Annotated in this window: 12 protein-coding genes; 5 read left to right on the forward strand and 7 right to left on the reverse strand. The window is 70.9% G+C overall.

Annotation, left to right across the window (positions count from 1 at the left end; all coding sequences use genetic code 11):
* A partial coding sequence (locus HNQ07_RS21370; protein ID WP_184115613.1) for an ATP-dependent metallopeptidase FtsH/Yme1/Tma family protein occupies positions 1 to 929 on the forward strand: 929 nt, incomplete at its 5' end.
* Positions 930 to 1005: 76 nt separating this feature from the next.
* Here HNQ07_RS21370 and HNQ07_RS21375 read toward each other — a convergent pair.
* From HNQ07_RS21375 to HNQ07_RS21390, 4 genes are all read right to left on the reverse strand, one after another.
* Positions 1006 to 1761, reverse strand: a complete 756-nt coding sequence (locus HNQ07_RS21375; protein WP_184115615.1) for a DsbA family oxidoreductase — start codon at positions 1759 to 1761, stop codon at positions 1006 to 1008.
* Between the two features lie 71 nt (positions 1762 to 1832).
* Complete coding sequence (locus HNQ07_RS21380; RefSeq protein WP_229832286.1) at positions 1833 to 2222, reverse strand: SH3 domain-containing protein; 390 nt, start codon at positions 2220 to 2222, stop codon at positions 1833 to 1835.
* Between the two features lie 175 nt (positions 2223 to 2397).
* A complete protein-coding gene (locus HNQ07_RS21385) occupies positions 2398 to 5004 on the reverse strand; it encodes a S8 family serine peptidase (RefSeq protein WP_184115619.1) in 2607 nt (868 codons plus the stop codon).
* A 346-nt stretch (positions 5005 to 5350) separates the two neighbouring features.
* Positions 5351 to 6268, reverse strand: a complete 918-nt coding sequence (locus HNQ07_RS21390; RefSeq protein ID WP_184115621.1) for a magnesium transporter CorA family protein — start codon at positions 6266 to 6268, stop codon at positions 5351 to 5353.
* 59 nt (positions 6269 to 6327) lie between these two features.
* On the opposite strand from HNQ07_RS21390, the gene crcB reads away from it, so the two are divergent.
* On the forward strand, positions 6328 to 6702 hold the full coding sequence (gene crcB / locus HNQ07_RS21395; RefSeq protein ID WP_184115623.1) for a fluoride efflux transporter CrcB: 375 nt from the start codon (positions 6328 to 6330) through the stop codon (positions 6700 to 6702).
* Positions 6699 to 7904 carry an exodeoxyribonuclease VII large subunit gene (gene xseA / locus HNQ07_RS21400; protein ID WP_184115625.1) on the forward strand — a complete coding sequence of 402 codons (1206 nt, stop codon included), beginning with the start codon at positions 6699 to 6701 and terminating at the stop codon, positions 7902 to 7904. The genes crcB and xseA overlap by 4 nt, the downstream gene beginning before the upstream one ends.
* Positions 7905 to 7910: 6 nt before the next feature.
* On the opposite strand, the gene HNQ07_RS21405 is transcribed toward xseA, so the two are convergent.
* The gene (locus HNQ07_RS21405; RefSeq protein WP_184115627.1) at positions 7911 to 8387 is read right to left on the reverse strand and encodes a hypothetical protein; all 477 of its coding nucleotides are present in this window, start codon (positions 8385 to 8387) and stop codon (positions 7911 to 7913) included.
* On the reverse strand, positions 8384 to 9244 hold the full coding sequence (locus HNQ07_RS21410; protein WP_184115629.1) for a sulfurtransferase: 861 nt from the start codon (positions 9242 to 9244) through the stop codon (positions 8384 to 8386). Before HNQ07_RS21410 ends, HNQ07_RS21405 begins: the two co-directional genes overlap by 4 nt.
* Before the next feature lie 622 nt (positions 9245 to 9866).
* On the opposite strand from HNQ07_RS21410, the gene der reads away from it, so the two are divergent.
* Positions 9867 to 11192 carry a ribosome biogenesis GTPase Der gene (gene der / locus HNQ07_RS21415; protein WP_184115631.1) on the forward strand — a complete coding sequence of 442 codons (1326 nt, stop codon included), beginning with the start codon at positions 9867 to 9869 and terminating at the stop codon, positions 11190 to 11192.
* Positions 11193 to 11392: 200 nt separating this feature from the next.
* Here der and HNQ07_RS21420 read toward each other — a convergent pair whose 3' ends face one another.
* Positions 11393 to 12280 (reverse strand): LysR family transcriptional regulator, encoded by an 888-nt coding sequence (locus HNQ07_RS21420; protein WP_184115741.1) that lies wholly within the window; start codon positions 12278 to 12280, stop codon positions 11393 to 11395.
* A 52-nt stretch (positions 12281 to 12332) separates the two neighbouring features.
* Between HNQ07_RS21420 and yedA the strand changes: the two genes are divergently transcribed.
* Positions 12333 to 13250 (forward strand): drug/metabolite exporter YedA, encoded by a 918-nt coding sequence (yedA, locus tag HNQ07_RS21425; RefSeq protein WP_229832287.1) that lies wholly within the window; start codon positions 12333 to 12335, stop codon positions 13248 to 13250.
* The last annotated feature ends 50 nt before the right edge of the window (positions 13251 to 13300 follow it).

The raw sequence follows: 13300 nt of genomic DNA on the forward strand, positions 1-13300 counted from the left end.
CGGGACGGTTTGACCGGCAGGTGGTGGTGGACGCCCCCGACGTGCGGGGGCGCGAGATGATCCTGCGCATCCACGCCCGCAAGAAGCCGCTCGACACCAGCGTCGACCTCGGGGTGGTGGCGAGACGTACCGCTGGGATGGTGGGGGCGGATCTGGAGAACCTGCTGAACGAAGCGGCGCTGCTGGCGGCGCGGTCGGGGCGCAGCCGGATCACGGCGCGGGATGTGGATGAGGCCAGAGACCGGGTGCTGATGGGACCGGAACGGCGCTCGATGGTGGTGCGCGAAGCCGACCGCAAGGTCACCGCCTACCACGAGGTCGGCCATGCCCTCGCCGCTCAACTGTTACCCCACGCGGACAAGGCGCACAAGCTGACCATCGTGCCGCGTGGCCGCAGCCTGGGCAGCGCGCTGTACACGCCGGAAGACCGCATGCACCACACCCGCAGCGCCCTGCTCGACCGGATCTGCGTGGCGCTCGCCGGGCATGCGGCCGAGCACGTCGCGACCGGCCAGGTGACCACCGGCGCCGCGAATGACTTCCAGCAGGCCACGAACATCGCCCGGCGCATGATCACCGAGTGGGGCATGAGCGAGGGCGTGGGGCAGCTCGCGCTCGCTCAGGACGGTGGGAACTACCTCGGGTACGGACCGCAGCAGGGGGCGTACAGCGACCACACCGCCGCGCAGATCGACTCGGAACTGGACCGCATCCTGAATGGGCAGTATGGGCGCGCCGTAGAGCTGCTCAGCGAGCACGCACATATCCTGCACCGCCTGACCGACGAGCTGGTCGCCCGCGAATCCCTGAGCGGCGACGACGTGCAGACGGTGCTCGCGGGCGGCACCCTGCCCCCCCTGGAGGGTGCGGCCCGCAGCCCCGATGACGGCCCGGCACCCACCGGACGCCTCACGCCCGACCCGGCCTGACCTCCAGCCGCACACGAACAGCCGGGCCGGACGACCCAGGAATCCCCTGAAGTGTCCGGCCCGGCTCTGCTGCGTATCAGCGCGTGGTGGGGGTGGGCACCTCGCACGCGCCGTCCTCGCAGCTCGCGGCGGCGGGGGTGTCCAGGCGCACCAGCGGCGCCGGATGGGTCTCGGCCCACACCTGCTCCAGCGCGCCGCGCAGCACGTCAGCGCCCTGAGCGCCGCTCACGCCGTACTTGCCGCCCAGCACGAAGAATGGCACGCCGCCAATGCCCAGCGCGCGGGCCTGCGCCTCGTCCTGCCGCACGGCCGCCGCGTGGGTGCCGGCCTCCAGCGACGCGCGCACCTCGTCGCCGTCCAGCCCGACCTCCTGCGCGAGGCGTACCAGGGTGCCGATCTGTCCCACGTGCTCGCCCTCGCTGAGGTGGGCGCTGAGCAGGCGCTCATTCATGGCGCCCTGCACGCCGTGTTCGGCGGCGAGGTGGATCAGCTGGTGGGCCAGGAAGGTGTTGGTGCGCTGCGCGCCGTTCAGGTCGTAGGCCAGGCCGTCGCCAGCGGCCGTGGCGGTCACCTGGTCGATCATGCCCTGTGCCTCGGCCTCACTGCGGCCGTACTTGCCGGCCAGCACCCGCACCATGCTCTGCGGGGCGTCCAGCGGCGCCTGGGGGTCAAGTTCGAAGGCGTGCCACACGACCTCGACCTGCGTGGCCTGCGGGAAGTCCGCGAGGGCCGACTCCAGGCGGCGTTTGCCGATGTAGCACCACGGGCACGCGACGTCCGACCAGATGTCCACGCGCAGCTTGTCCGGGGAGGTGGGGGTCAGAGCGGTCATGCCCCCATTCTGCCCTGCTTTAAAAAACGAAGTGAGGAGTGGCCCACCATCCCGCGGCGTGGGCGCACTGTCTAGCGGTCGCCCTCATCGCAGGCGACGGCGTTGCGGTTCGAGTCCAGCCCCGACCGGAAGCCGGGCTGGCCGAGCTTGATCGGCGCCTTGCCCTGGGCACGCATGGCCGCGCAGCTCGCGTAAAACACGCCGGAGACCGGCGCGCTGCGCGTGAAGGACCGCAGCACCGAGCGCGACACGTAGCCGCCGCGCCCCTGGTACGACGTCCGGCACCACTGGCCCACGCATGCCACCGTCAGCAGCGTGCCCCCGGGCACGACCCGCAGGACGGACGCGGCGGTGCTGGGGCCACGGCGCAGGTTGACCGCCGTGGTCGTGTACGCGGTCGCGGCGTCGGCCACGCCCAGCCCGAGGCCGAGCAGCGTCAGGGCCAGGACGCCCTTCCTCATGAAGACTCTCATGGGGTCAGGGTGACACGGCCACCCTCGCAGGCCATGAGCCGCGCCTGAGAACATCATGTCCTGCCGGTTGCGTGTGTGCGTGTCGTCCGTCCCGGTCTGCTCGCGCCAGCACGGCGGCGGCCGCCCGGGAAGGGCGGCCGCCGGATTAATTAAGGTGCACGCTTTACTTGCTGGCGTTCACCGTGATTACCGGCGAGGTCCAGCGTTCCACGTGGGCGGCGTTGGCCTCATCTCCGAGTGCCTTGAGCGCCGAGATCTTCACGACGTACTGGCCGTTCGGGACGGGTTTGCGCTTGTCATGCGTGTTGCCGATTCCGTTGAAGCCGCGGCTCCAGCTGACCTGCCCGTCCCACGCGAAGGAGAAGAAGCCAGTGGGCGTGGAGTTGCGCGGCAGGTACTGGTCGGTGCTGGCGTTGAAGAACTGCGAGTTCACCGGCTGGCCGGTCTTGGCGTCCACCACGTCCAGCTTGATCCAGCGGGCGAAGTGGTCGAGGTGCAGCAGGAACTGCGGGTAGTCGGTGCCCTGCATGGTGAAGGTCGTGGGCGCGTTGAGCACGTCGTACGCGGTGCCGGCCGCGTTCAGGCGGGCCATGGTCTTCAGGCCGCTCAGGACCGTCAGGCTCTGGTAGTCGCCCTGGAAGCCCGCGTACGGCACGCGCAGGGTGACGCCGCCGTTCCCCGGCGTGAACGTGACATACCCGCCGTACACCGTCTTCGCCGCGCCGGTGGGCGTGATCGTCACGGTGACGCTGGCGCTGCCGCCGGCGGGCACGGTCACGGTAGGGGCGCCGAAGGTGGCGGTCGCGCCGGGCAGCTGGAAGGCCACTGCGTAGTTCCCGGCAGTGCCCAGCGCGCCCTGGTGGCCCAGGGTGTACGTGACGGCGCTCTGGCCGCGGTTCGAGATGGTCAGCGTCTGCGTCTTGCCGCCGCTGCCCTCGTTCTCCCCGAGGCTAAGCTTGCTGGGCGTGACGGTCGCGGTGGTGGTCACGGCGTTCACGACGTTCGCCATGCCGGCCCCCTGACGGTGCACGACGTCCAGGTACCCGGCCGAGGGGTTGCCGCTCCACGGTTTGGGCTGCGCGGTGTTCTGCAGCAGGCCGCGCATGTCGCCTGCGGCGATGGGCGTGCCCGCCTCGCGCTTGGCCTGGATGACCAGCGCCGAGATGCCCGCCACGTGCGGCGAGGCCATCGACGTGCCGCTCAGGATGGCGTAGCCGCTGGGTTCCAGGCTCAGCGGGTACGTGGAGCGGATCAGGCCGCCGGGCGCGCCGATGTCGGGCTTCAGGCCCAGTTCGGCGTCCAGGCCGTAGGAGCTGGAGGAATCGAGCAGGTTGCCGGTGGGGTTGGCGTAGCTGCCGCTGCTGGCCGTCCACGTGAGGGTCTCGCCGGCAGCCGCACGGGGCGCGAGGACCGCGCCGAGTTCCTTGCTGACTGTGACCACGGGGATGGTGATCGCTGGTGCCCCGGCAACGGTGCCGGCAAAGGGCCCGGTCGCGTTGTTGTAGATGATCACGGCCGCCGCCCCGGCGTTCTGGGCGTTCAGGGCCTTGACGTAGAAGGTGCAGGTGCCACGCGAGATCAGCACGGCCTTGCCGTTCAGGCTGCCGGCGGCCATGGGATCGCAGCCCTGGAGCGTTGGGGCCGGGGCGAGCGGCAGGGTGCCGCTGGTCGGGGCGGCGGGCGCGGCCGTGGCGTTCTGGTACCCGACCTTCGTGCCGTCCGGCGAGACGGTGAATTCGTTCAGGTACACGTGGGTGTTCATGAAGTTCGCCACCCCGATGACCTTGTCGCCCACACCGGGCGCGCCGGCCGCCCACACGCCGCCCGTGCCGCTGTTCCCGATGGACGCGGCGACGACCATGCCGGCGTCCACGAGGTTGCTGGCTGCGACGGCGCTGGGGTACTCGGGCCAGGAGTTGAAGGCCGCGCCGATGCTCATGTTCAGGACGTCCATGCCGTCACTCAGCGCGCGTTCCATGGCGGCGATCATGACGTCGGTGTCGGTGCTGCCGGCGCAGCCGAACACGCGGTACACGCCCAGCGAGGCGTCGGGCGCCACGCCCTTGAGGGCGCCGTTCGCGGCGGCGATCCCGGCGACGTGTGTGCCGTGCCCGGCGCAGTCGTCCACGTCGTCCTGACCGGGCACCGGCACGTCATGGCCGGGGGTGGCGGCGTCGTACGCATCGCCCACGAAGTCGTAGCTGGCGATCACGCGGTTCTGGAAGGCCGGGTGCTGCAGGTCGAGCCCGGTGTCCATGATGGCGATCTTCACGCCCTTGCCTGTCAGCCCGAGTTCGTTCTGCGCGACGTCCGCGCCGGTCTGGGCGATCGCGGTGGTCATGTCGGGCGTGTCCGCGCTGCGGGCACCGTCGGGCATCGGGACACTCAGCACCGGGTAGATCGCCCGGACGCCGTCCAGGTCGCGGAGTTTCGCGACATCGGCCGGATCGACATGCACCGATATGCCGTTCCACAGCCGCTCGAACTCTAGGCGGTCTTGCAGCTTGATGCCGAGCGCCCTGGCCTGCGCGCGGAAGGCCTGGCGTTCCTGCGCGATCTGCGCGCGGTCGCCGCCCTTGCTGGTCGGCTTGCCGCTGAATTCCACGAACCAGTTGCGCGCCGTCTCGTTGTCGGCGGCGCTGGCCGTACCGAGGGCGTTCAGAGTCGATGGGGCCTGGGCCGTGACGGGCGCGCGCTGCGTTCCGCACGCGGCGAGCGTCAGTGACAGCAGGGCAAGGGCGGAGTGGCGGATCAGTCCGGTCGATTTCATGAAGGCCTCCTGCGACGGCACAACGGCTGACGACCGCCCGGGTGCGGCGTCATCATCCCCTGGGAAAAAGGTCTGAGATGTCGGGGTGTTGTTCACAGGAAGATAAGGATCGCGTGAAATGTGAAGTGTGATCCAGTCTTGAATTGGCTTTCAACGCGGGACGTCCGCCACGACCCTGCCCCTCCACGGTGTGTTCACGTGTCGCATGCCGAACTCGCTGTCAGAACAGCGGGATCGCTTCCAGCAGGGAGCGTTTCCACCGCTGGAGGTTGCTACGTCCGGACGGGACGTCCTGAAAATCAGGACGTGGGCCTGCTGGATTCGCCCTACCGGGTCCGGCCCGCGCCTACCACCAGCCGCGGCGCTTGAAGTACAGCGCGAGCAGCCCACCGATCAGCAGGAAACTCGCCCACGCCAGGGCATATCCGTACGGCCACGCCAGCTCCGGCATGTGCTGGAAGTTCATGCCCCACACTCCAGCCAGGAAGGTCAGTGGCAGGAACACCACGCTCACGGCCGTCAGGGTGCGCATCACCTCATTCATGCGCTGGCTCTGCAGGTTCAGGTGGAGGTCGAGCAGGCTGGTCAGGAAATCCCGCAGGCCGTCCAGCCGCCCCGCCGCGCGCGTGAACGAGTCCTGGGCGTCACGGTAGCGCACCAGATCCTGCGGCGTGCACTCGGCGTGCCGGGCGAGCAGCGCCGTCGCCTCGCGCGCGTCGGATGCCAGACGCCGGGCATGCGCGAGCAGGTGCTTGAGCGTGAACACCGCGGCCACCGGGTTTTCGCGGGCATTCAGGAACACGCGCTCCTCCAGTGCGTCCAGTCGGCTCTCCAGGCCGTCGGCGAGCGCGAAGAAGGTATCCGCCGTGTGGTCGAGCAGCTCGTACGTGACCTCGTGCGGCGTGTTCACCGCCTCGCGCCCGGCCAGCGTCCACACGGCGTCCAGCGCGCGGGTGCCGGCGCTGCTGATGGTCAGCACCGCGTCCCGGAACACGAAGACGCTGACCCGTTCCGTGAAGTCGTCCGGCGCGTCCGGGTGCACGAACGACCGCAGCGTGACGAACTCGTGTTCCGGGTACTGCTCCGCGCGGCTCCAGTGCCCGCGTTCCAGGGCGTCTTCCAGCGCCAGGCGGTTGAGGGGAAACGCGGCGCGCAGGGCCGCGAGGTCATCCGCACTGGGATCGTGCGCGTCCACCCACACGCCGTGGGTCTCGCCGGCCCACTCCACGGCCCGGCCGGTGTCGAGTCGTTTGGCGCGGATCATGCGCGCATCGTAGGGCGCGCCGGTCACGGCCGGATGGGACGTGACCTATCCTGAACGCCATGAACGCGTGGGCGTGGGTGATGCTGGGCGGCGCGGTGGGCGCGGCGGCGCGCTACGGCACCCAGCTGGCCCTGGCCCCGCTGGTGCTGCGCGCGGGTGTTCCGGTGGCGGTGCTGCTGATCAACGTCGTGGGCTCGTTCCTACTGGGCCTGACCGTCGCGCTGGTCGGGCGCGGCGCGTGGCCCGAAACGGCCCGGCTGGCCTTCGGCACCGGCGTGCTGGGGGCCTTCACGACCTTCTCGACCTTCAGCGTGGACCTGGCCGACCTGCTCGGCGCCGGGCGCAGCGGCGCGGCCACGCTGTACGCGCTGCTGAGCGTGCTGCTGGGCGTCCTGGCCGCGGTCCTGGGCCGCACGCTGGGAGCGCGCGTGTGACCCGGCGCCGCCGCAAGGCCGAGACCACGCGCCCCCCCGAGCATTTCCTGGAACTCGCGGAGGTGCTCGACTACGTCGCGGCCGTGATCGCGCGCGGGGTACCGGGCGCGGTGTGGGTGCGTGCCGAGATCGCCTCGCTGACGGACCGCCGGCACCTGTACCTGGACCTCGTACAGCTGGGCGACGACGGCGAGGTCGCCCGCTGCCGCGCGACCGTGTGGGCGCGGGAACGCTTCGAGCTGGAGGGCAAGTTCCGCCGCGCCACCGGCGGCGCGCTGGAGGCCGGTCTGAAGGTGCTGCTGTTCTGCACGCCGGAATTCCACGCCCAGTACGGCTTCTCGCTGCACATCCTGGACATCGCGCCGGAGTTCACGCTGGGCGACGTCGCCGCCCGCTTAAGCGCCCTGCGCGACACGCTGGTGCAGGAGGGCGTGTACGGCCTGAACCGCTCGCTGCCCGCCCCCGCCGACTACGCCCGCGTGGCCGTGATCTCGCCGCAGGAGGCCGCCGGCCTGGGCGACTTTCGCCGCGAGACGGACGCGCTGGAGGCGGCTGGAGTCATTCAGTTCACGTACCTGGAAGCGACCTTCCAGGGCCGGGCGGCGTCGGCCAGCGTGACGCAGGCGGTCGCGCTGGCCCGTGGGCTGCACGCCGAGGCGCCGCTGGACGCGCTGGTCGTGATCCGCGGGGGCGGCGCCGTGACGGACCTCGCGTGGCTGAACGACCTGGACATCGCCCGCGCCCTGGCGACCTTCCCGGCTCCGGTCATCACCGGCCTGGGCCACGCGCGGGACGACACCCTGCCGGACGAGGTCGCGTTCGCGCGCACCGACACGCCCAGCAAGGCCGCCGCGCTGATCGTGCGGACCGTGGCCGCCGCCGCCGCGCAGGCCAGCGCTGACGCCCGCACCATCCGCGCGGTCGGCGCGCAGACGTACGTGGACGCGCAGGCCCGCGCCGAGTGGGCCAGGGAGCGAGCGCGGAACGGCGCCGCCCGGCTGGTGGAGCGTCAGCGCGCCGACGTGGACGCCCTGATGCGGCAGGCGCTGGGCCTGACGCCCGAACGCACCCTGGCCCGCGGCTACGCCCTGGTGCGCGACCACGCCGGGCACCCGATCACACGCGCTGCGCAGGTCGGGCCGGGCCAGACCCTGACACTGGCCTTCGGGGACGGCGTGGTGAGCGTCCGCGAGGACAGCTGACCAGCGTCACGACCGCGTGAGCGTGCACGTCCCGGTGTCGCCCAGCACGCCGCGCAGCGTGTCCAGCCGCGCCGACCACTTCAGGCCCTGCGCCAGCGTCATGAGGGCGGCCGGCGGCCCCTGCGCGAGCAGGCCCTCGGCGCTGCGCCAGCCCGGCCCGGCCGGCGCGACCACGCACGCGGTGACGGTCGCGTCTGGCCGGGTGCCCAGCGCCTCGGAACCGTCCACCAGCGCCACCAGCGTCTCACCGGGGCCGGCGAGCACGCCCGAGACGCCGCTCACGCGGCCGTCGGCCACGTACTCCCAGTGTCCGTCGGCGGCCAGGCGCCCGCTGCCCGCCAGCCGGTACGTCCGCTCCAGCGCCACGCCGCCGCGGGTCGTGCCGGTCAGCGTGAAGGCCTCGCCGGCCCGGAAGGGCTCGCGGGGCGGCGTGTACGCGCACGCGCACAGCAGCGCCGCAAGCAGCAGCGGGCGGCCCCTCACTCCTCGCCGGTCGCCACGGGACGGGCCTCGTCGCTGATCCAGTCGCTCCACGAGCCGGCGTACAGCCGGTTGTCCGGTCCCAGCGGCACGCCCGCGAGTTCCCGCGCGAGCAGATTCGGCGTGGCGCTCACTCCGCTGCCGCAGTACGTGACGGTCGGGGCGCTTCCGGCGTCCAGGCGCGCGGCCTGTGCGTCCGCCCCGCGCCAGCGGCCGTGCTCGTCCAGCGCGCCGCCCCACTCGCGGTTCACGGCGCCCGGAATGTGCCCGGCCTTCGCGTCGATGGGTTCGACCTCGCCCCGGTAGCGGTTCCCGGCGCGCGAGTCGATCAGCAGCGTGCCCTGTGACCGCGCCTGCACATCGGCGGCGGTGGCGACCATCCCGGACTGCACGTCCGGCGTGAAGGTCGTCGGGGTGGGGGCCGGCTCGTCCGTGCTGAGCGCGCCGCCCGCCGCCGTCCACGCGGGCCAGCCGCCGTCCAGCACGCTGACCTGCGCGTGCCCCAGCCAGCGCAGCAGCCACCATGCCCGCGCCGCATAGAAGCCCTGCCCGGTGCTGGGATCGTCGTAGCACACGACCACGCTGTCGTTGCCGATGCCCACGCTGCCCAGCCACTCTGCCAGCGTCGCCGGATCGGGCAGGGGGTGGCGCCCGCCCGCGCCGCCCTCCTGCAACGGGCCGCTCAGATCCGTCTCCAGGTCGGCGTACACCGCGCCGGGAATGTGGCCGCTCAGGTACGCGATGCGCCCGACCAGCGGATCGGACAGCGCGTAGCGGCAGTCCAGCACCCGCACATTCGCATCGTTCACGTGGTCGCGCAGCCACTCGGCGGAGGTGAGGGGAGAAGAGGGCGTCGTCATGACCGGCAGGCTACACCCGGCGCGCAGGACAGGGGCATGGAGACCAAAACGAAAAACCCGCCCTTCGCGGACGGTGATGGGAAGAGAATAGCGTGGTATGCAGGATCTGTCAACTTGATCCAGAACGTCCGGAAAACGCCGTCTGGGACGGAGCGGAGGAAAGCGCAGGTGGCGGAGTGATGCATGGCCGCAGGGAGGGCGCACGCCCGGAACACGGCAATAAAAAAGCCGCCTCGTTTGGCGGTGTTGAATTCAAGATAGCGCGGTATGCAGCCCCCGTCAACTCCATCCATGTCATCCAGAAAGGCGTGGTCTGGACGATGGAAACGTCTGCCCGGCGGAACGTCTGCTGCATACCTGGACGCCGAGTGTGCCGCGCGCCGCCACGACCACGTCCCGATCCTGTAGAATCGTCTGTCTATGCCTGCGACCTCAGCGTGAGGGCAGGTTTCGGCGGTTCCCCCTGACGCCGGGGTGAGCCGACACCGCAAGGAGCGTCCCTATATGCACCCGGACTCCAGTCTTCCGGCCCACATGGCCTGGGTGTGCCTCCAGACTTCCGTCCGGGCGCACTATCTCCGACTCGCTCCGCTCGCTGCCCTGGCGGGCGTGGAGGATTTTCATGCATAAAGTCGCCATTGTCGGCCGACCCAACGTCGGCAAGTCCAGCCTGTTTAACCGCCTGATCGGCCGCCGCGACGCGGTCGTGGCCGACTTCCCCGGCGTGACCCGCGACGCCAAGGAAGGACTGATGCTGCACCACAACCACCGCATCACCCTGATCGACACCGGCGGGCTGTGGAGCGGGGACGAGTGGGAGCAGGCCATCCGCGAGAAGGCCGAGTGGGCCATGGAGGGCGCGCAGGCCGTGATGTTCGTCCTCGATCCGCGCGAGGGTCTGTCGGCCGCCGACTACGAGGTGGCCGAGTGGCTGCGCCGCCTGGGCAAGCCCGTGATCGTCGTGGCGAACAAGATCGACAGCCCCAAGCACGACGTGTATATGGCCGAACTGTGGGGCCTGGGCTTCGGTGACCCGGTGCCGGTCAGCGCGGAGCACGCGCGCGGCCTGGACGACCTGCTCGACCGCGTGATGGAGCACCTGCCCGAGGACGACGAGGACGTGCCGGAAGTCGCGCCGATCCGCATCTCGCTGATCGGGCGGCCGAACGTGGGCAAGTCCAGCCTGCTGAACGCGATCACGCAGTCTGACCGCGCCATCGTGGCGGACCAGCCCGGGACCACCCGCGACTCGCTGGACGTCGAGTGGGATTACGGCGGGCAGCGCTTCGTGCTGGTGGACACCGCGGGGATCCGCAAGAAGCCCGACACGGCCATCGAGGACTACGCCATCCAGCGCTCGCAGGCCGCGATTGCGCGCAGCGACCTGATCTGGCTGGTCGTGAACGCCACGGAACTCGGCGACCACGAGCTGAAGCTCGCCAACCTGGCGTACGACAGCGGCAAGCCCGTGATCGTGGTGGTGAACAAGTGGGACCTGGTGCCCGACGAGGATCTGAAGCGCACCGAGAAGGACCTGAACCAGAAGCTCCACCACATCTCTTACGCGCCGCGCGTGTACACCAGCGCGATCAACGACTACGGCATCCATGAGATGCTGGCCGAGGCCATGAAACTCCACGAGAAGTGGCAGGGCCGCGTGCCCACCAGCGAACTCAACCGCTGGCTGGAGGTGTGGCAGATGCGCCAAGCGGTGCCGAACTTCCACGGCAAGAAGCTGAAGATGTACTTCATGACGCAGGTGGAGACCGCGCCGCCGACGTTCGCGATCTTCTGCAACCGCGCCGACTTCGTCACGCGGGCCTACGAGGGCTTCCTTCAGAACCGCATCCGCGAGGATCTGGATCTGGCCGGCATTCCCGTGCGCCTGAAGTGGAAGGAGAAGGGGCCGTATAAGCGCGGCCAGAAGGGCGAGGACGCGGACGCCTGACGGTAACCGGCCGGCGGCGGGTCTCCACACGGGGCCCGCCGCTTCGTGTTGCTCGACGGGTGTCACAGCGGTGCTCCGTTCCGCCTCCGGGCCAAATGCCGCCCATCACCTCCACGGAGGCGGCTGTCTATGGCGGTCACTCGCTCTGCTCGCCCCACATCAGGTGAAGGGAAACCCTTCACCTGATGTGGTTACCGCTGTCAGTGCTCCGCGAGCACCTCTCCGGCGACCGTGAGGAAGGCGCGGACGACCGGGCTGCGGCCCTCGCCGCGGCTCCACACGGCGACGATCTCGATGATCGGTGCGTCCTCGACGGGCCGGTACACCACGCCGGGTAAGCTGAGGCGCGAGAAGAACTCGATAGGCAGAAAGACGCCGATGCCCGCCGCGACCAGCGACAGCAGGGTGGGCACCTCGATGGCCTCCTGCACGACGTGCGGCGTGAAGCCGGCGGCGGCGCACCAGCGCATGACCTGATCGAAGTACGTGGCGCGGATCTGGCGCGGGAAGAACACGAAGGGCTCACCGCGCAGGTCGCCGATCTTCAGCTTGCGGCGGCGCGCCAGGGGGTGCGCGGCGGGCAGCGCGGCCACCAGCGGCTGGCGCCACAGCGCGCGGGAATCCAGGCTGGGGTCGCGCACCGGGAGCAGCATCAGGCCCACGTCGATCTGCCCGCCACGCAGCGCGGCCTCCTGCTCCTGGGCGGTCAGTTCGCGCAGATCCACGCTGACGTTCGGGTACAGCTCGCGGAATCTGCGCACGATTTCCGGCAGGCCGCCGAAGGCCAGCCCGCTGACGAAGCCGATGGTCAGCCGCCCGACCTCGCCCCGCGCGGCGCGGCGGGCGCGTTCCACCGTCTGCCCGGCCAGGGCCAGCGTGGCGCGCGCGCCGACCAGAAACTCCTGCCCGGCCGGCGTGAGCTGCACCCGGCGCGTGGTCCGCAGCACCAGCGGCACGCCCACCTCGTCCTCGAGGTTGCGGATGGAGTTCGACAGGGCCTGCTGCACCACGAACACCCGCTCGGCGGCGCGGCCGAAGTGTTCTTCCTCGGCCAGCGCGACGAAGTGACGCAGGTGCCTGAGTTCGATCATGGGTGCGTCCACGGTAGCAGGGGCGGGGGAGCCGCGTAGGATGGCGGGCGTGCTCACCCGGAACGCCGCCCCGCCCGCCGTGACCCCGACCGTGCTGGCCGCGCTGGCCGTGGTGTACGTGGTGTGGGGCAGCACGTACTACGCCATCAAGGTCGCCATCGGCAGCCTGCCGCCGCTGGGCATGCTGGGCCTGCGCTTTCTGCTGGCGGGCGCGCTGCTGTACGGCGTACTGCGGGTGCGCGGCATGGCCGGCCCCACCCTGCGGCAGTGGGGACGCTGCGCCGTGATCGGCACCCTGCTGCTGGGCGGCGGCACCGGCTTCGTGACCCTGGCCGAGCGGGACGCGAGTTCCAGCGTGGCCGCCCTGATGATCGCGGTATCGCCGCTGTTCGCGGCGGTGTTCGCCACGCTGTGGGGCGAGAAGACTGGCCGGCGCGAGTGGCTGGGCATCGGTGTGGGCCTGCTGGGCATCGTGCTGCTGAACCTGGGTGAGCTGCGGGCCACCCCGGGCGCGGCCGTCCTGCTGGTGCTCGCGCCGCTGTGCTGGACCTTCGGCAGCCAGTGGTCGCGCCACCTGCCGCTGCCCGCCGGCCTGATGAACAGCGCCGCGCAGATGCTCACGGGCGGCGCGGTGCTGGCCGTCCTGAGCGCCGTCACGGGCGAGCACTGGCGCGTGCCCACGGCGGGCAGCGTGTGGGCGCTGGCGTATCTGGTGGTGATCGGGGGCGTGCTGGCGTACTCGGCGTACACGTACCTCGTGGCGCACGCGCGCCCGGCGCTGGCGACCAGTTACGCCTACGTGAACCCGGTCGTGGCGATCCTGCTGGGCGTGCTGGTCGGGGGCGAACACGTGGGGCCGCTGGGCTGGGCAGCGCTGGGCGTGATCGTGGCTGGAGTGGTGCTGGTCGCGTGGCCGGTGGGGACTCCGGCACCGGCCGGCCGCCCCCACTCCGGCGCGGCCGACTGACCACTAGACGTGGTGAATCGCATGAGGAGACCCTGTTGGAAGTGGGCAAT

The sequence above is a fragment of the Deinococcus metalli genome, from assembly GCF_014201805.1.
GTDB classification, from domain to species: Bacteria; Deinococcota; Deinococci; order Deinococcales; family Deinococcaceae; genus Deinococcus; species Deinococcus metalli.